This window comes from Erwinia sp. MYb416 (assembly GCF_037479575.1).
Lineage (GTDB): Bacteria > Pseudomonadota > Gammaproteobacteria > Enterobacterales > Enterobacteriaceae > Erwinia > Erwinia rhapontici.
This window is the reverse complement of sequence record NZ_JBBGYT010000437.1, coordinates 63,635-80,938: the sequence shown is the minus strand read 5'-3', so window position 1 is coordinate 80,938 and position 17,304 is coordinate 63,635. Positions and strand designations below refer to the sequence as shown.

Genomic DNA, 17,304 nt, shown 5'->3' with positions numbered 1-17,304 from the left:
TGGATAAATAACCAGTAAAGGGAAGAGTACAATGCAACGTTGTGGCTGGGTTTCTGCAGATCCGTTATATATCGCCTATCACGATACGGAATGGGGCGTGCCTCACACCGAAACGCAGGCGTTATTTGAAATGATCTGCCTGGAAGGTCAGGTGGCGGGATTATCCTGGCTGACCGTACTGAAAAAACGCGAAAACTATCGTCGCCTGTTTCATCATTTTGATGTCCGGAAGGTGGCGGCGATGAACGATGACGATATTGAGCGGCTCATGCAGGACAGTGGCATTATCCGCCACCGGGGGAAGATCACGGCGATAATGGCTAACGCACGTGCGCTGTTGGCAATGGAAGCCGCCGGAGAAGACTTTAAAACGTTTATCTGGAGTTTCGTTGATCATCAAACTCAGGTCAGCCGTTTTACTGACTATCGCTCTGCCCCCACCACCAGCGCCATCTCGGACGCTATGTCAAAAGCACTGAAAAAGCGTGGCTTCAAATTTGTCGGTTCCACCACCTGTTACTCCTTTATGCAGGCCTGCGGGCTGACCAGTGAACACACCACGACCTGCTTTTGCCATCCCGATAACAATAAGTAGCTTTCACTTACAAATTTGGGAATAAGCCTACGTATTTCCCTCTCATTTCATCGGCATAATGATCGCGTTTACGGGCAATTTTGTCCACTTGCTGCGAATGAGAGGGATCCCCTGATGAAGAAGAAAAGCGTCATTACACTTGCCCTGGTGCTGTGCGGCACCCTGAGCGTGGCGGGCTGTACTACCAACCCTTACACTGGCGAACGTGAAGCGGGTAAATCCGGTATTGGCGCGGGCATCGGTGCCGCGTTGGGTGCAGGCGTTGGCATGCTCTCCTCGTCGAAGAAAGACCGGGGTAAAGGCGCCTTGATCGGTGCTGCTGCCGGAGCGGCTCTGGGCGGTGGTGCAGGTTATTACATGGATGTTCAGGAAGCCAAACTGCGCGATAAAATGAAAGGCACCGGCGTGAGTGTGACGCGTAATGGCGACAATATCGTGCTGAACATGCCAAACAACGTCACCTTTGACAGCAGCAGCAGCACGCTGAAACCCGCGGGTGCCAATACGCTGACCGGCGTAGCGATGGTGCTAAAAGAGTATCCAAAAACCGCAGTTAACGTCATCGGCTACACCGACAGCAGCGGCAGCCGTCAGCTGAACATGACGCTCTCCCAGCAGCGTGCTGATGGCGTAGGAAGTGCACTGATCACTCAGGGCGTTGCGGGCAACCGCGTGCGCACTCAGGGAATGGGGCCTGATAACCCTATCGCCTCGAACAGCACCGCAGAAGGCAAAGCGCAAAACCGTCGCGTTGAGATTACCCTCAGCCCGCTGTAAGCGTCTCACTACCCGGCACGCCCTGCCGGGTAGTTATTCCTGTTTTTGAGAATAATTGCGCTATATCGTAGTGAGCTTTAACAATGTGTGCTACCCTGCGCAGAAATTGATCACCCACACGCCGCCGCACACATGTCACTCAAAGCCATCGCCAGCGCACTCGGCCTCTCCGTTACCACCGTCAGTCGGGCTCTTAATGGCTATGACGACGTGGCAGAAGAGACGCGTCAGCGAATTCAACAAGAAGCCAGACGGCGCGGATATCGCCCGAATGCTGTCGCACGCCGCCTGAAAACCGGACGCACCAATGCCGTAGGTCTGCTTTTTCCCGTCACTCCCCTGCCGTTTAACGATATTAGCTTCGTCGAAATGATGGGCGCCATCGCGCAATCGCTTGCGCAGTCCGATGTTGATCTGCTGATCATTGCCGACGATACCCATGACGACCATCGCGGTATGCAACGAATGCTGCGCACACACTGCGTGGATGCGCTGATTGTTGCACACACTGCGCGACACGACAGTCGCCTGATTAAACTGCAACAGCTGGGCTTCCCGTTCCTGGCGCTGGGCCGCAGCGAGCTGGCCTCCCCTTATGCCTGGTTTGATTTCGATAACTACGCTGGGCCAGCCCTGGCCGTTGCGCATTATGCCGATGCCGGACTGCAACGCTTCGCCTTGCTGGGCAGTCATCACGATCAAACCTTTGTTGACCAGCGCCGCCAGGGATTTCTTGATGCGCTGGCGCTACGCGGCCTGGCTCAGGATGCCTGCTGGCGGATCGAGCCGACCCGCCGGGAAGGCTATCGCCTGACCCGTCAGTTGCTGGCACAGCCGCAGCGCCCTCAGGTGATCATCACCGACTGCAATATGCTGGGTGACGGCGCAGCCATTGCCCTGCGGGAAGCAGGTTTCCTCACGGGCCCGCAGCGCGTTGAGCTGGTGGTCTACGATGGTCTGCCCGCGGATTCAGTGATCGCCGATCCGGTCACCAGTATTGTTCAGGCCACGCGCCCCGATGTCGGTCAACAGGTGGCAGAGATGGTACTGAAGCTGATTGAGGGAGAAGACGTCAACACGTTACAAGTGTTGTGGCAACCGGCGCTGAAACTGCCCTGATGCTGCCGTCGGGCGGCAGTTGTGGTAGGCTCGCGCAATCATCACCATCAGGGAACATCATGAATCGTAAGGCCGCGAAAGCCACCATCAGCGATGTCGCTAAAGCCGCGAACACCGGGAAAACCAGCGTTTCGCGCTATCTTAACGGTGAACTCAGCGCACTCTCCATCGACCTCAAAACACGTATTGAACAGGCCATCGCCACGCTCAATTATCGCCCCAGCCAGATGGCTCGTGGCCTTAAACGCGGACGGACCCGGCTTATTGGCCTGATTATCGCGGATATTACCAATCCCTATTCGGTGAATGTGTTGAGCGGCATTGAAGCAGCATGCCGCGCCAACGGCTTTACCCTGCTGATGTGTAACACCAATAACGAAGTGGATCTCGAAAGACACTACCTCAACCTGCTTAACAGCTATCAGGTGGAAGGGATTGTGGTGAATGCGGTCGGCATGCACGAAGAGGCGCTAAATCAGCTCCAGCAATCGCTGCTGCCGATGGTGTTGATCGACCGTAAAATCCCGGATTTTGACTGCGATGTCGTCGGCCTGGATAACCGCACGGCGGCCCTGATGGCCACGGAACATCTGCTGGATAAGGGATACCAGGCCGTGCTGTTTATCAGCGAACCACTGGGCCTGGTGAACACCCGACTGGAGCGTGTGCACAGCTTCCGCGAGCGTATGGCACAGCATCCTGATCTCGTGGCTGAACAGGCTGAAGTTGCCCTCGGCGACGGTGAGCGTCTGGAAACGGTACTCCATGCGTTTTATCAGCGCCATCATGCGGCACCCTGTGCGGTTATGGTCGTCAATGGGGCGCTGACACTTCAGGTTGCCCGCGCACTGCGCCATCTGGAGCTCAATTGGGGCGAGCAGATCGGCCTGCTGGGCTTTGACGAACTGGAGTGGGCCGAACTGGCCGGTGTCGGCATCACGACCCTGAAACAGCCCACCTGGCAGATAGGGTATGCAGCCCTGGAACAGGTGCTGAAACGCGTTGGCGGTGACGATGCTCCCCGCCATGAACAGGTGTTCAGCGGCGAACTGATTGTACGTGGATCAACGCAAAGGCTGACGCGCTAAAACAACGATGATCCTGCCGCCTTGGCCACCCGACAGGATCCCTCATCGACCCCACCTCGCCCTTTGTCTGCGCCCCCCTCTGACGCCCTTTTTTAAGATTTTTCCCTACTCTCAAACGCTCACATCGTGAGCGCGATCATAAATTACTGCACTGATCCTTTCTTTTGGAACCGGTTCCATCTAACGTTTTTAGCAGAACAGGTGGATATTTCCCGGAGAACCCCATGAAAAGAGAAGTCATCGTTGTCACCGCCGCCTATGGACAAAAGCAGGTCGCCGCGCTGGGTGGTCAGCAGGCGCTGCTGCCGATTATTGCCGCCGCAGGCGCCGACGGCGTAGAGATCCGCCGCGAGCTTTTTAGCGAACAACAGCTGGCGACCTTGCCGCTGCTGGCAGACGCCATCCACGCAGCACGACTGGTGGCGTTCTATTCCGTGCCGGAAGCATTGTTTATGGCCGATGGTTCACTGAATCCACGACTCGACCAGCACTTTTCTGAAGCAGAGCAGCTTAATGCCCAGCTACTAAAATATGCGCTGGGCAACTATCAGCCCGATTTCGAATGTCATGAGCTGCGCAGCAAACTCGCCGGAAAAAAAGTGCATCTGGTGGTGGAAAACGATCAGACCGACTGCGGAAAACTGGCCGCCCTTGACCGCTTCTTCCACGCCTGCGGCGAAAGCCGTACCTGTAACGGCATGACCTTTGATATGGGCAACTGGCTGTGGGTGGGTGATAAGCCCCTGGAGGCCGCCAATCGCTTAAACCGCTACGTCAGCTACATTCATGTCAAAGCCGCTGTGCCTGAGGGCGAAAGCTGGCGCGCCGTTGCACTGGATGACGCTGATGATCTGTGGCGCAAAACACTGGCACTGTTGCCATCAGACGTGCCGCGCGCCATTGAGTTTCCGCTGGAAGGGCCGGACCTGGTGGCGGTCACTCGCCACTATGTTGACCTGCTGCGTGAGGAATAAATCATGAGTATTGATGCGAACCATCCGCTGGATGTGGTCACCCTTGGCGAAGCCATGGCGATGTTTGTGGCCGATGAGTGCGGCGATCTCGCCAGCGCCAGCCATTTCAGCAAACGTATTGCCGGGGCGGAACTCAATGTCGCGATCGGCCTCGCCCGTCTTGGCCTGAACGTGGGCTGGGTCAGCCGCATCGGCGACGATGCCTTTGGCCGCTTTACCTGCCAGCAGCTGGACCACGAAGGTGTCGATCGCCGTCTGGTGACCACCGATGCGCGTTATCCCACTGGTTTTCAGTTGAAATCGAAAGTCGACGACGGTTCAGACCCACTGGTGGAGTACTTCCGCAAAGGCTCTGCCGCCAGCCACCTCTCCGTGGCTGACTTTACCCTCAACCCTGGCTACTTCACCTCTGCCCGTCATCTACATCTCAGCGGCGTAGCAGCAGCCCTCTCTGACAGCTCGCTGGCGCTGTTACAGCAGGTGGCCCGTGAGATGAAAGCATCCGGTAAAACAATTTCTTTCGACCCCAACCTGCGTCCGGTGCTGTGGTCCAGTGAACAGGAGATGGTGAAACAGCTCAATGGTCTGGCGCAGTTTGCCGACTGGGTGCTGCCGGGTATTAAAGAGGGCCAGATCCTGACCGGCCACACGCAGCCGGAAGCCATTGCCGACTTCTACCTGGCGATGGGCGTGAAAGCGGTCGTGATTAAAACCGGCAGCGACGGGGCCTGGTACAAAACCGCCGATGGCGAGAGCGGCCAGATAGCGGCGATCAGAACGGATAACGTTGTCGATACCGTCGGTGCCGGCGATGGGTTCGCCGTTGGCGTGATCAGCGCCTTACTGGAAGGAAAATCGTTACCCGCAGCGATACGGCGCGGTAACAAAATTGGTTCGCTGGCCATTCAGGCCATCGGTGACAGTGAAGGATTACCGACGCGCGCCGCGCTGGGTGATTTCTAACACCGTCACAACCCGGAAAAACAAACCGCATCGTCCCCTACAACAGAATGCGGCCACCGAGGAAGACTTATGAAAAATCAGACAATCGCGCCGAAACGCTGGTGGTACATCATGCCCATCGTGTTTATCACCTACAGCCTGGCGTACCTGGATCGTGCAAACTTTAGCTTTGCCTCCGCCGCAGGAATTAATGAAGACCTCGGCATCACCAAAGGCGTCTCCTCGCTGCTGGGCGCACTGTTCTTTCTGGGCTATTTCTTCTTCCAGATCCCCGGGGCGATCTATGCCGAACGACGCAGCGTAAAGAAACTGGTGTTCTGGTGCCTGATTCTATGGGGCATCTGCGCCACGCTGACCGGGCTGGTCAGCAACATTCCGATGCTGGCTGCGATCCGCTTTACGCTGGGCGTGGTGGAAGCGGCGGTGATGCCTGCGATGCTGATCTACATTAGTAACTGGTTTACCAAATCAGAGCGTTCACGCGCGAATACCTTCCTGATCCTCGGTAATCCGGTCACGGTGCTGTGGATGTCCGTGGTTTCGGGTTATCTGATTAACGCCTTCGGCTGGCGTGAGATGTTTATTATCGAAGGCTTCCCGGCGGTAATCTGGGCGGTGGCATGGTGGTTCCTGGTGCAGGATAAACCGGCACAGGCCAAATGGCTGAGTGATGCAGAGAAAGCCGCGTTGCAGGCGCAGTTGCAGAAAGAGCAGGAGGGCCTGAAAGCGGTTCGTAACTACGCTGAAGCCTTTAAGTCACGAAACGTCATTATCCTGTGCGCACAGTATTTTTGCTGGAGTATTGGCGTTTATGGTTTTGTTCTGTGGCTGCCTTCCATTCTGCGTAACGGCACGCAGATGGGCATGGTGGAAGCCGGCTGGCTGTCCTCAGTGCCTTACCTGGCCGCGACCATCGCCATGATTGTCGTCTCCTGGGCTTCGGATAAGTTACAAAACCGCAAATTGTTTGTCTGGCCGTTACTGCTGATTGGTGCAATGGCCTTTTTAGGCTCATATTTGGTGGGACCCGGTCATTTCTGGCTATCCTATGCTCTGCTGGTGATCGCCGGGGCCGCGATGTATGCCCCTTACGGACCATTCTTTGCCATTATCCCGGAAATGCTGCCGCGTAACGTGTCCGGCGGGGCAATGGCGTTGATCAATGCGATGGGTGCCCTGGGCTCCTTCCTCGGTTCCTGGGTGGTGGGCTACCTCAATGGTGCCACCGGCAGTCCGTCGGCCTCGTATATTTTTATGGGCAGCGCCTTACTGGTTTCCGTCTGGCTGACGTTGATCGTGAAACCCGCACAGAATAAACAGATGCCGCTGCCTCATGGTGCAAAACAGGCTTAATCTATCGACTACCTGAACAGAGAGAATCGAATGAAACCGAATGTAGTGCTTTATAAGTCGTTACCGGACGATCTGCGCGCACGGCTGGATGAACATTGCCGTGTGACTGAAGTGAACGACTTAAGCCCGGAAACCCTCGCCGCTCATGCCTCCGCGTTCAGTGAAGCAGAAGGTATTCTGGGATCGGGCGGTAAAGTGGATGCTGATTTTTTACAGCACATGCCGAAGCTGCGTGTAGCCTCAACGGTGTCCGTGGGTTATGACAACTTTGACGTGGCGGCGCTGAATGATAACGGCGTCCTGCTGATGCACACGCCAACCGTGCTCACCGAAACCGTTGCCGATACCATGATGGCGCTGGTCCTCAGTTCAGCACGTCGCGTGGTGGAAATGGCTGAGCGCGTCAAAGCGGGTGAATGGCAAAAAAGCATCGCCCCTGACTGGTACGGTGTAGATGTGCATCATAAGAAGCTGGGCATCCTCGGCATGGGCCGCATCGGCCTGGCGCTGGCGCAGCGTGCACATCTTGGCTTCGGTATGCCCATCCTCTATAACGCACGCAAACAGCATCCTGAAGCTGAACAGCGTTTTGATGCGCACTATTGTGACCTCGATACGCTGCTGGCGGAGTCTGATTTCCTCTGCATCAGTCTGCCGCTGACAGCGCAGACCCACCATCTGATTGGCCGTGAGCAACTGGCGAAGATGAAGAAAAGTGCCGTGCTGATTAACGCCGGACGTGGCCCGGTGGTTGATGAGCAGGCGCTTATTGCGGCCCTGAAAGACGGGACGATTCATGGCGCAGGGCTGGATGTATTTGAGCAGGAACCGTTACCGGTTAGCTCTGAGCTGCTGCAACTGCGCAACGTGGTGGCGCTGCCGCACATTGGCTCTGCCACGCATGAAACGCGTTACGGTATGGCAAAAGACGCCGTGGATAATCTGATTGCCGCGTTAAGCGGTAAGGTCGAGAAGAACTGCGTGAACCCGCGTTAATCTAGGGTTGCGTAGGACCCGAGCATTTTTTCGATCGGCATGACAGCGGGCGGGGCATGCCCCGCCCCTACGGTTACCGTTCCCCTGCCCACATTTGTACGGGGCAGGCATGCCCGCCCCTGCGGTTACCGTTCCCCTGCCCACATTTGTACGGGGAAGGCATGCCTGACCCTGCGGTTACCGTTCCCCTGCCCACATTTGTACAGGGCAGGCATGCCCGCCCCTGCGGTTACCGTTCCCCTGCCCACATTTGTACGGGGCAGGCAGGCATGCCCCTGCGGTTACCGTTCCCCTGCCCACATTTGTACGGGGCAGGCAGGCATGCCTCTGCGGTTAGCGTTCCCCTGCCCACATTTGTACGGGGCAGGCAGGCATGCCTGACCCTGCGTTTATCGTTGGAATTATTCTTTCGCGATAGGCGTTTCGCTGATGGCGACAGTTTCATCCCCCTGGATCTGCTTCACGCGCTGTTCCACCTTCTGCACTGCGCTGGCATCTTTCAGCAGCGTGTAGGTCAGGGTGAACGCGGTGCTCTGCCCCGGCTGTAGCTGTTTCACCCGTCCCTGCTCTTTCTCAATGGTGACCGGATAAGCATAGTTGGTGCCCGGCTCAATCCCGGTGACATAGCCCTGTTTCAGGGTATCGGTATTCTTCCACATAGTCAGCAGCGGAAGCTGATGGGTATCAAACTCAATCGAGGCACCTTTATCGCCTTTACTGTTGATCACCGCCGCCACGGTTTTCCCGTTGCTGTCGGCTTTCGGCGTCAGGTTGAACACCATCTCATCAAAGTCTTTGGTCGGTGCACCGTAAACATTCCAGCCATCCAGCCCTTTTTTGGCGTAGTCATTAAACGGCGACACGGATTTCAGTGGCGCAATAAACCGCGCATCTTTTTCAAGGATCGGCGTGCCGAAGTTGCTGTGATAGATAATCTGGTAGTCGTGCGGATAATCGGCCTGATTGGTCAGCACATCATGCACGGTAAAGGCATCTGACCCCGGTACATAACGCAGCTCCGTCCAGGTTTCGAGATTCGCTTTTTTGAAGGTCGTCTCTTTCAGCAGACCACGAATGCGGATTTCATGCGGTGCTTTATCATCAACGATCACTTCAACCTTAGAGGCTGGTGTATTGCCTGCTTTACCGTGAAGGGTGTAGATCACGCCGTCTTTGGTCACCGGGTGGCCGGTCCACTCAAAGCCGCAGCGCACCATCATTTCGTTAAAGCCTTCAAGCCAGCCCAGCCCGTTTCGGCTTTCCAGATTGATGTTAGCCGGGTTAACCACTTCCTTCACCGGGGAATCCCAGCCCAGACGAACGCCGTGGCCCGTAACTTTTAACAGATCCATGCCGCGCGTCGGGCTGAGGCTGATGGTCAGGCCGTTTTTACTGGTGATAGTCAGCACTTTGGAGCCTTCCTGCTTGCCGCCATGCAGAACTTTTTGCTCAATGCTGAAGCTTTCACCCGCCAGCTTCAGCTGCTGACTATTAATCTGCCAGTTTCCCTTCTCCGTACTGCTTTCAGCATCTGTCAGCAACCAGCTTTGCGCTGCTGCCTGACCGCTGATCACCGCCATCACTACCCCTGCCAGAAGTGTTTTTTTCATGGTTCTTGTCCTTTAGCTGAATTGATTAAGCTTTATGGAACCACAGACTACAAATCAGCGTAGGATAAAAACGTGACAGGTATCACCGACTGATTTATTGGGTGTTTTAACTCGTCCAAACGTGCACCAGGTCACTAAAACGTGCGCCAACTGATCGATATACATGAGTAACTGTGATGAACATCCTTCATGCGTACCAGGAAATTTAAACGATTCAGCTAAAACAGCCTCTGCCTGTCGCTCATCCCATTAAAGGCCTGCCCGCAGTGAACAAGTGCGATCGCCTGTCCCCGCAATATTGCATCCCACAGATGCTGGCGTTAAGGTGGTCACCCGTTGTAGATAACAAGTGATTAACAGGGTATGAGCTTTTCGGCATTTGGTGAAAAATTTACGCGCCATTCAGGTATTACGCGCCTGATGGAAGATATGGGTGAAGGTTTGCGGACCCCCGGCACGGTGATGCTGGGTGGCGGAAATCCTGCGCAAATCCCGGCGATGAACGACTACTTCCAGCAGTTACTGCAACAGATGCATGATGAAGGCAAGCTGGCAGAAGCCCTGTGTAATTATGACGGGCCACGCGGTAAAACCACGTTACTGGATTCGCTCTCAACCCTGCTACGCGAACAGCTCGGCTGGGATATTGCCCCGGAAAATATCGCCCTGACCAACGGCAGCCAGAGCGCTTTCTTCTATCTGTTTAACCTGTACGCTGGCCGCCGCGCTGACGGCAGAAAAAAACGCGTGCTGTTCCCGCTGGCTCCTGAATACCTCGGCTATGCCGATGCCGGGCTGGATGAAGATCTGTTTGTCTCCACGCGGCCGAATATCGAAATGCTGCCGGAAGGCCAGTTCAAATACCATGTGGACTTTGAACATCTGCATATCGGTGAAGATACCGGGCTGATCTGCGTATCGCGTCCGACGAATCCGACCGGGAACGTGATCACCGATGACGAATTACTCAAGCTGGATGCGCTGGCACAGCAGCATGACATTCCACTGCTGATTGATAACGCCTACGGCGTGCCGTTCCCCGGCATTATCTTCAGCGAAGCCCGTCCGCTGTGGAACCCCAATATTATTCTGTGCATGAGTCTGTCCAAACTTGGCCTGCCTGGCGCACGTTGCGGCATTATTATTGCCGATGAAAAAGTGATCTCGGCGGTCAGTAATATGAATGGCATTATCAGTCTGGCACCCGGCAGCGTCGGACCGGCGATCGCCAATGAGATGATCCAGCGCGGTGATTTGCTGCGACTGTCGGAAGAGGTGATCAAGCCGTTCTACCAGGAACGTGTGATCCAGACTATTGCCGTTATTCGCCGCTATTTATCGCCTGAACGCTGCCTGATTCATAAGCCCGAAGGGGCCATTTTCCTCTGGCTGTGGTTTAAAGATCTGCCGATCACCACGGAAGTGTTGTATGAGCGGTTGAAAAAGCGTGGTGTGTTGATGGTGCCGGGGCATCTCTTCTTCCCGGGGCTGGAGCAGGAGTGGCCACATACGCATCAGTGCATGCGCATGAACTATGTGCCGGATAGCGATAAAATTGAGCAAGGCATTACGATTCTGGCCGAGGAAGTCGAGCGGGCACATCGCGAAGGATAAAATAAAGGCCACCCGCTGACGCGAGTGGCCCGTTAACAACAGCGTATTATTTCAGAATTTCGATGCGGCGCGGTTTATGGGCTTCGGGTACCACGCGCTCCAGGTCGATATACAGCAGGCCGTTTTCCAGTTTGGCATTGCGCACATGTACGTGTTCGGCCAGCTGGAATTTGCGCTCAAAGTTGCGTTCGGCAATACCCTGATACAGGTAGGTGCGCTCCTGCTGCTCGTCCGGGTGCGATCCGCGTACGCTGAGAAGATTATCGTGGGAGGTAATCTCCAGTTCACTCTCAGCAAAGCCGGCGACGGCAATCGTAATACGGTAGTTGTTTTCGCCCACCAGCTCGACGTTGTATGGCGGGTAGCCACCATTGTTGGTGCCCTGGTTTTGGCTGGTTTCCAGCAGGTTGATCAAACGGTCAAAACCAATGGATGAGCGATAAAGTGGGGCAAGGTCAAAATTACGCATGTTACAGCTCCTGATATTCAGCGAGTAAGGGGTGTCGGCCCTCCATAATGGACGGGTCGTCGGTTCAGAAAACACTGCCCTGTCGGCACAGGTTTTACTGACCGTAAAAATAAAATGGTGATGAAATCGATGCTTTCAAGGGGAGAAATTACGATTTTTTTACCTGAAAGCAGCGAATGACATACACTCAGGGATGAGTTCGCCGGGCCATCGTGTCAGCCACCGCAGAGTGGTCAGGGTCAACCCACGCGCCGGTAATGAGTCTCAGCCAGGTTGCAAAGACTGAAGGGATAATCAAGATGAAAACATTGAAGAAGAGTCATATTGCCGGATTTGTCGCCTGTATGTCGCTGGTCAGTACCAGCGGTTGCTCAAGCGTGATGATGCACAGTGGTCCCAGTGATGGCTACTACCCTGGGACGCGGGCCAGTGCAGACGTACTGACCGACAAAGACAGTGGTTGGGTGATGAAGCCACTGGCGGCGCTCGATCTGCCTTTCTCTGCCGTGCTGGATACGTTACTCCTGCCGCTGGACTATTACCGCTCCGGTAATAGCGACTCGCCGCGTGAACGCGTACGCCGCAGCGAGGAGGCAAATCATACCAACGAAGTCATGTCGCAGACGATGGCGCCTTACGCCGCTAACACGTCTGTACCGTAAAGATCTGACGGTAATCACTGCCGTCACGCAGATATGCCACAGATCGCCCATCGGGGGAGAACACCACGGCATCCGCCACAGGCGCAATATCACTGCGTCGGGTAATGCGCCGCAGTGTTCCGCTGGCCACCTCACAAAGGGTGATGCTGTTATCGCAGACAAAGACCAGCTGTTGCCCGTCCGGGTGCCAGCTAAATGCTGACTGAATATCATGCTCACTGTGTGTCACCTGACGCGGTTCGCCGCCCAGCGGTGAGACCGTCCAGAGTTGTACTATCCCGGCATCATCTTTCATCAGAAACGCAATGGCACTGCCATCTGGTGAACTGCGTAGCCAGTGACGCGGCGCAGTAGCAAGACCCGGGAAGCGGCGACCGTGGGTAAATGTCAGACGACGCTGCTGTACCCCCTTCGGCGGGGCAGGCAGTTGGGTGGACGTCCCTTCCAGCGGCTCATCGCCCGCTATCGCGAACGCGGCATTGCTTTCCGGCAGATCGACGATAAAGACTTCCGGCACTTTTTCACCTGTCTCCGCAACGGTGTCACCAATAAATGCCAGCGCCCAGCGCTGACGAACGCCGTCGCCGCGCAGATAGCCCTGATGGCCAATCCAGCCCTCTTCATAGGCGCGGGTGATCTCATCGCTGCCCGGCTGAGGTGTCACCGTGGTCCGGCTGACCAGCACGCAGTAGTGGCTGCCATCATATTCACGCGGGTGATCGATCGGTGGGCACACCGCATGCAGCGGCACCGCCACCCCCACGTTACGCAGATCCTGCGCCACATCCCACTCGTGCATCACATGGTCGTTATAGGTAAAGCTCAGGCGTGAACCGTCCGGGCTGAACACATGCACATGAGAACCACCACGCAGTGCACCGGCGGTAAAAGGCGGGGTGATATCGCAGGCATCAAGGTTTTCCGCCACGCCCTGCTGAATAATCACACCGCGACGATGGTGGAAATCATAGTGCCACTGGCTGTCCGGGTGTTCCGGTCCATGAATGCACACATAGCGCGCAGGCAGATCAGGGCTGGCCGTGACCACACCCACATGTGCACCATCACCGACCTGATAGAGCACTTCCGTTTCACCGCTGACAACGTTGACCCGTTCAATGGTCAGCCCGGTAAATGAAGCGCCAGAGGGGCGTACGTCATATACCAGCCACTGGCTGTCTGCCGTCCAGACGTTAATATTGGTCAACTGATGATGACGCGGGGAAAAGGTAAGCTGTGTTTCTTTCATGGAAGGAGGCCCTTAACACGGTTTTGCTAAGGGTAATGCATTCGGCGGACTTAGGGTATCCGCCGTCTTACAGCAGGCAATGAATTACAGCACAAACTTCTCAATGGCGACGGCAACGCCATCTTCAAGGTTGGATGTGGTGACAAACTGCGCGATGGCTTTGACGGCGTCGATCCCGTTGCCCATCGCGACGCCTGTTCCGGCAAACTCCAGCATCGCGAGGTCGTTTTCCTGATCACCGAGCGCCATCACTTCTTCACGCTGTAAACCAAGACGGTCGGCCAGCGCTTTCACCCCGGCACCTTTATTAACCTGTTTATTCAGAATTTCCAGGAAGTAAGGTGAGCTTTTCAGGATGGTATTACGCGCTCTGGCTTCGGCAGGAAGGCGGGCAATCGCCGCATCCAGCAGTTCCGGCTCATCAATCATCATCACTTTTGGGAAGGTCATGGAGGTATCCATCTCCTCCACCGGGCGATAACGCAGCGGAATGCCAGTCAGGCTGGCTTCATGAATGGTGAAACGGCTGATATCTTTGTTCGCGGTGTACAGATGGGTCTGCGTCAGCGCCTGGAAATGTACACCCAGTTCGCGTGCCAGCTGTTCGTAATAAAGATAATCGTCAAAGCTGACCGCCACTTCTGCAACGCATTCACCGGTATCGGCCTTCTGCACCAGTGCGCCATTATTGCTGATGCAGTACTGCCCTTCCTGTTGCAGACCCAGCTCCGCCAGGTAGCGCTGGATACCGATAAACGGGCGACCCGTTGCCAGTACCACCGCCACGCCTTTATCGCGTGCCGCCTGAATCGCCTGCTTCACTCGCGGCGTCACTTCGTGCTGCGGGTTCAGCAGCGTGCCGTCCATATCAATCGCAATCAGTTTAATCGCCATACCATCCTCGTTAGCTAACAATTTGTCACCATGCTAGCGCGATTCAGCTCACGATGACCAGTCTGATCACGGAATGAACGGCACGTCGCCATCAGTGGCGCGTGGCCAGCGGTTTATTCACAAAGAAGCCATAGCTGATCGCACCCATCATCAGCAACCCGGCGCCCAGCAGGAACACATTGGTGAATTTACCCGTCATATCCAGAATCACCCCGGTAACAATCGGTGCCATTGCCGCTCCCAGGAAACCGCCGAAGTTCTGAATAGCCCCCAACGACGCGACCTGATCTTTCGGTGCAATATCCGTGGCCAGTGTCCAGATGGCGCCCTGTGGCATCTGAGAGCAGAAATAGCCCAGCGACAGCAAGGTAATCGCCAGCGGTGTGCTCTCCACAAACGGGATCGGCGCAACAAAGCAGGCTGCCAGCGCCGCACCCGCCACAATCGGGATCTTACGTGCATGGATCGCTTTCATTCCGCTGCGCACCAGTTTATCAGAGAGCATTCCCCCCACCAGCACACCCAGAATCCCGGCAAAGAAAGGTATCGAGGCAATCCAGCCAGTCTGTTTCAGGCTGAAACCCAGGGATTTCTCCAGATAGCTTGGCAGCCAGGTCAGGTAGACCCAGATGGTGAACATAATCGAGAAGTTACCGATCACCATAAACCAGGTAGTACGGTGCTTAAACAGTGCGCCCCAGCTGGTTTTTACCTGCTTCTCGCCCTCGGCAGTCACGCTACGGTGGCCGGCATGAATCAGTGCATCTTCACGTGCATCCGGGTCACGGTAGAATTTCCACCACGCCAGCATCAACGGAATACCCATCAAACCAATCGCCATAAACATGCCGCGCCAGCCGAAGCTCAATAACAGGACGGTGAGGATCGGCGGAGCAATGGCGTTGGCAATCTGCGAACCGGTGTTGATGATCGAGGTCGGCAGGCCACGTTCTTTATCGCCAAACCAGCGATGGGTGATTTTAATACCGGAGGTAAAGAACGGCGATTCAGAAATACCCAGCAGCATACGCAGGCCATAAAACACCGAATAACTGTTCACAAAAGCGGCGAGGAAGGTAAAGCCAGACCACAGACCCAGCGCCCAGGAGAACATGCGTTTCGGGCCAAACTTATCCACCAGCCATCCCGCAGGCAGGTTAGCCAGCGCGTAAGGCCAGAGGAAGGCGGACAGTAACAGCCCCATTTCCGTCTGCGAGAAGCCGAACTCGGCAGCGATCGTGGTATTGGCAATGCTGAGGTTGGCGCGGTCAAGGTAGTTCACCACGGCGGCCAGCAGCAGGATCAGAATGATGCCCCAGCGCAGACGGGATATCTGCGGCGGGTTGGTGGTCAATGGCTGCGTGCCAGAGGCAGTAACAGAGGCATTTTTCATGAGGTTCTCTCGTCAGTAAACAGGCTCAGGTGGATTTTGATCACCGCTTTGCGGAGGCGGGAAACACCGTGGGTCTGGCAACAGGGGCGATGAACATCATGGGGAAACAACACCACAAAGGTGTCGGCTTCCAGCGCAATCATCGATTCATTATGGGTCTGGTGATAAAACACAATATCGTGCTGCTCTGCGCGGTCTTCGACCACCTCGTGAGAGGGGTGCGCACGCGCCACGCCGATCGTCTCTTCACCGGAGAGCAGATACTGAATATCGACGTATTTGAAATGCGACTCGGCACGCATCTCGCTGGCCGGGACGGTGTCCATCGTCTGGTACAGACAAAACATTTTGTTCTCAGGAAGGATGTCGAACTTACCGGGTTCCAGCGCGGAAAAATCCGTTGCTGCAATCCATTCCAGAGCCTGGTTAATGACCGAATGCAGGGTATGACGTTCCCTCGCCCAGTCGTTGCGATCGCAAAAAATCATGGTTTTAGTCCCGTTTTCACTCGCATCGAACGAGTTTTTGTTATTTGTTTAGCGGGTTGTGGGGTACAGCGGGGGGGCCCGGACAGGGCCGCCCGGCGCGAAGGTTAGCCCGCGATTTTCTTTTGCCACAGCGCAGTGCCCTGCTGGATTTGATCCAGCAATACGCCGAGGCCCCAGAATTTTTCCAGCACGTTATCTTTATTCACCCGGCAGAACTCACTGTCGAACGTGCCGAGCTGCTGGTGATAAATTTTGGCGTTTTTCGGGTAGCCGAGGGTTTCGGTTACCGCAGACAGTGACAGGAATAACGACAGTTCCTGCGCTTTCTCCGGCTGCTCTGCGCCATGGTGGTAGAGCCAGTGATACAGCTCAGGATGGAAGTTAGTGAACACACCGCTGAACCCTTTGGAGCCGGACTGGATGGCGGGCCAGGCAATGGCGGCATTGGCATTGATGATATTGAACGGTGTGCCTTCAGCCAGTTTCACGCGGCGCTGTACGGTAGGCAGGTCGCAGCTCACATCCTTCAGCACCACAAAACGGCCGCTGTTGGCGCAGAAGCTGAACTCTTCATCGGTCAGCAGGCGGCGATACGGCGCCGGGCACTCATACAGACCCAGAGGCATGGTCACCGGCAGGGCTTCCAGCAGGGCGTTCAGCGTGGAGAAGAACACCTCACTGCCTTCATTTTTCGGGTCCAGATGGTTGGTGACCAGCACCAGCGCATCAATGCCGGTGTTGGCCATCGCGCTCAGTTCGGTAATCTGCGCATCCAGCGCATCGCTGATATGACCGGAGGCAATGACCGGTACGCGACCCTGGACTTTTTCCACCACAAATTTTGCCAGCGCTACGCGCTCGTCCAGGCTGAGGAACTGCATTTCGCTGGACTGGCAGACAGCAAACAGCGCATCCACGCCCTGTGTCAGATACCAGTTAATCAGCCGCTCAAGGCCAGGGTAGTCAATCTGGTTATCAGCGGTAAACGGCGTCAGCATGACGGGAACAATACCTTCAATCTTCTTCATTTGGTTCTCCTGAAGCAGCAGTGCTGCATGAA

The 17,304-nt window shown here is 55.7% G+C and carries 17 protein-coding genes; 10 read left to right on the top strand and 7 right to left on the bottom strand.

Features of this window, described 5'->3' with window-relative positions; genetic code table 11:
* Window positions 1-31: 31 nt before the first annotated feature.
* The 8 genes from WH277_RS08665 (at window position 32) to ghrB (ending at window position 7,865) form a co-directional block, all read left to right on the top strand.
* Window positions 32-595, top strand: coding sequence for a DNA-3-methyladenine glycosylase I (locus tag WH277_RS08665; protein WP_133844769.1), 564 nt, complete (start codon window positions 32-34; stop codon window positions 593-595).
* Between the two features lie 114 nt (window positions 596-709).
* Complete coding sequence (locus WH277_RS08660) at window positions 710-1,372, top strand: OmpA family lipoprotein (protein ID WP_133844771.1); 663 nt, start codon at window positions 710-712, stop codon at window positions 1,370-1,372.
* Between the two features lie 132 nt (window positions 1,373-1,504).
* Window positions 1,505-2,491, top strand: a complete 987-nt coding sequence (locus WH277_RS08655) for a LacI family DNA-binding transcriptional regulator (protein ID WP_159338268.1) — start codon at window positions 1,505-1,507, stop codon at window positions 2,489-2,491.
* A gap of 59 nt (window positions 2,492-2,550) precedes the next feature.
* Window positions 2,551-3,579, top strand: a complete 1,029-nt coding sequence (locus tag WH277_RS08650) for a LacI family DNA-binding transcriptional regulator (RefSeq protein WP_159338269.1) — start codon at window positions 2,551-2,553, stop codon at window positions 3,577-3,579.
* A 224-nt stretch (window positions 3,580-3,803) separates the two neighbouring features.
* Window positions 3,804-4,553: a sugar phosphate isomerase/epimerase family protein gene (locus WH277_RS08645; RefSeq protein ID WP_159338270.1), complete on the top strand. Its 750-nt coding sequence runs from the start codon at window positions 3,804-3,806 to the stop codon at window positions 4,551-4,553.
* A gap of 3 nt (window positions 4,554-4,556) precedes the next feature.
* Window positions 4,557-5,516 (top strand): sugar kinase, encoded by a 960-nt coding sequence (locus WH277_RS08640; protein ID WP_133844779.1) that lies wholly within the window; start codon window positions 4,557-4,559, stop codon window positions 5,514-5,516.
* Between the two features lie 69 nt (window positions 5,517-5,585).
* The gene (locus WH277_RS08635; protein ID WP_159338272.1) at window positions 5,586-6,869 is read left to right on the top strand and encodes an MFS transporter; all 1,284 of its coding nucleotides are present in this window, start codon (window positions 5,586-5,588) and stop codon (window positions 6,867-6,869) included.
* A gap of 30 nt (window positions 6,870-6,899) precedes the next feature.
* A complete protein-coding gene (gene ghrB, locus WH277_RS08630; protein ID WP_133844783.1) occupies window positions 6,900-7,865 on the top strand; it encodes a glyoxylate/hydroxypyruvate reductase GhrB in 966 nt (321 codons plus the stop codon).
* Between the two features lie 401 nt (window positions 7,866-8,266).
* Here the strand turns inward: ghrB and WH277_RS08625 are convergent, their stop codons facing one another.
* Complete coding sequence (locus WH277_RS08625; RefSeq protein WP_133844785.1) at window positions 8,267-9,475, bottom strand: aldose 1-epimerase family protein; 1,209 nt, start codon at window positions 9,473-9,475, stop codon at window positions 8,267-8,269.
* Between the two features lie 363 nt (window positions 9,476-9,838).
* Here WH277_RS08625 and WH277_RS08620 point away from each other — a divergent pair, with 363 nt between their 5' ends.
* On the top strand, window positions 9,839-11,089 hold the full coding sequence (locus WH277_RS08620; protein WP_133844787.1) for a valine--pyruvate transaminase: 1,251 nt from the start codon (window positions 9,839-9,841) through the stop codon (window positions 11,087-11,089).
* A gap of 46 nt (window positions 11,090-11,135) precedes the next feature.
* Here the strand turns inward: WH277_RS08620 and ibpA are convergent, their stop codons facing one another.
* Window positions 11,136-11,558, bottom strand: coding sequence for a small heat shock chaperone IbpA (ibpA, locus tag WH277_RS08615; RefSeq protein ID WP_133844789.1), 423 nt, complete (start codon window positions 11,556-11,558; stop codon window positions 11,136-11,138).
* A gap of 299 nt (window positions 11,559-11,857) precedes the next feature.
* Here ibpA and WH277_RS08610 point away from each other — a divergent pair, with 299 nt between their 5' ends.
* Entirely contained in the window at window positions 11,858-12,220 is a 363-nt protein-coding gene (locus tag WH277_RS08610) for a YceK/YidQ family lipoprotein (protein ID WP_133844792.1), read from the top strand.
* Here WH277_RS08610 and WH277_RS08605 read toward each other — a convergent pair.
* The 5 genes from WH277_RS08605 to WH277_RS08585 form a co-directional block, all read right to left on the bottom strand.
* On the bottom strand, window positions 12,201-13,469 hold the full coding sequence (locus WH277_RS08605) for a DUF3748 domain-containing protein (protein WP_133844794.1): 1,269 nt from the start codon (window positions 13,467-13,469) through the stop codon (window positions 12,201-12,203). The genes WH277_RS08610 and WH277_RS08605 overlap by 20 nt on opposite strands.
* An 84-nt stretch (window positions 13,470-13,553) precedes the next feature.
* On the bottom strand, window positions 13,554-14,363 hold the full coding sequence (yidA, locus tag WH277_RS08600) for a sugar-phosphatase (RefSeq protein ID WP_133844796.1): 810 nt from the start codon (window positions 14,361-14,363) through the stop codon (window positions 13,554-13,556).
* A gap of 91 nt (window positions 14,364-14,454) precedes the next feature.
* Window positions 14,455-15,756 carry an MFS transporter gene (locus tag WH277_RS08595; protein ID WP_133844798.1) on the bottom strand — a complete coding sequence of 434 codons (1,302 nt, stop codon included), beginning with the start codon at window positions 15,754-15,756 and terminating at the stop codon, window positions 14,455-14,457.
* On the bottom strand, window positions 15,753-16,244 hold the full coding sequence (locus WH277_RS08590) for a YhcH/YjgK/YiaL family protein (protein WP_339505258.1): 492 nt from the start codon (window positions 16,242-16,244) through the stop codon (window positions 15,753-15,755). The genes WH277_RS08595 and WH277_RS08590 overlap by 4 nt, the downstream gene beginning before the upstream one ends.
* A 104-nt stretch (window positions 16,245-16,348) precedes the next feature.
* Complete coding sequence (locus tag WH277_RS08585; RefSeq protein WP_133844802.1) at window positions 16,349-17,272, bottom strand: dihydrodipicolinate synthase family protein; 924 nt, start codon at window positions 17,270-17,272, stop codon at window positions 16,349-16,351.
* Window positions 17,273-17,304: the final 32 nt, after the last annotated feature.

Coding starts and splice junctions, on each gene's coding strand:
- WH277_RS08635 (WP_159338272.1), top strand. CDS start 5,586: ATGAAAAATCAGACAATCGCGCCGAAACGCTGGTGGTACATCATGCCC.
- WH277_RS08650 (WP_159338269.1), top strand. CDS start 2,551: ATGAATCGTAAGGCCGCGAAAGCCACCATCAGCGATGTCGCTAAAGCC.
- WH277_RS08610 (WP_133844792.1), top strand. CDS start 11,858: ATGAAAACATTGAAGAAGAGTCATATTGCCGGATTTGTCGCCTGTATG.
- WH277_RS08640 (WP_133844779.1), top strand. CDS start 4,557: ATGAGTATTGATGCGAACCATCCGCTGGATGTGGTCACCCTTGGCGAA.
- WH277_RS08590 (WP_339505258.1), bottom strand. CDS start 16,244: ATGATTTTTTGCGATCGCAACGACTGGGCGAGGGAACGTCATACCCTG.
- WH277_RS08620 (WP_133844787.1), top strand. CDS start 9,839: ATGAGCTTTTCGGCATTTGGTGAAAAATTTACGCGCCATTCAGGTATT.
- yidA (WP_133844796.1), bottom strand. CDS start 14,363: ATGGCGATTAAACTGATTGCGATTGATATGGACGGCACGCTGCTGAAC.
- WH277_RS08665 (WP_133844769.1), top strand. CDS start 32: ATGCAACGTTGTGGCTGGGTTTCTGCAGATCCGTTATATATCGCCTAT.
- WH277_RS08595 (WP_133844798.1), bottom strand. CDS start 15,756: ATGAAAAATGCCTCTGTTACTGCCTCTGGCACGCAGCCATTGACCACC.
- WH277_RS08655 (WP_159338268.1), top strand. CDS start 1,505: ATGTCACTCAAAGCCATCGCCAGCGCACTCGGCCTCTCCGTTACCACC.
- WH277_RS08660 (WP_133844771.1), top strand. CDS start 710: ATGAAGAAGAAAAGCGTCATTACACTTGCCCTGGTGCTGTGCGGCACC.
- WH277_RS08645 (WP_159338270.1), top strand. CDS start 3,804: ATGAAAAGAGAAGTCATCGTTGTCACCGCCGCCTATGGACAAAAGCAG.
- WH277_RS08625 (WP_133844785.1), bottom strand. CDS start 9,475: ATGAAAAAAACACTTCTGGCAGGGGTAGTGATGGCGGTGATCAGCGGT.
- WH277_RS08585 (WP_133844802.1), bottom strand. CDS start 17,272: ATGAAGAAGATTGAAGGTATTGTTCCCGTCATGCTGACGCCGTTTACC.
- WH277_RS08605 (WP_133844794.1), bottom strand. CDS start 13,469: ATGAAAGAAACACAGCTTACCTTTTCCCCGCGTCATCATCAGTTGACC.
- ghrB (WP_133844783.1), top strand. CDS start 6,900: ATGAAACCGAATGTAGTGCTTTATAAGTCGTTACCGGACGATCTGCGC.
- ibpA (WP_133844789.1), bottom strand. CDS start 11,558: ATGCGTAATTTTGACCTTGCCCCACTTTATCGCTCATCCATTGGTTTT.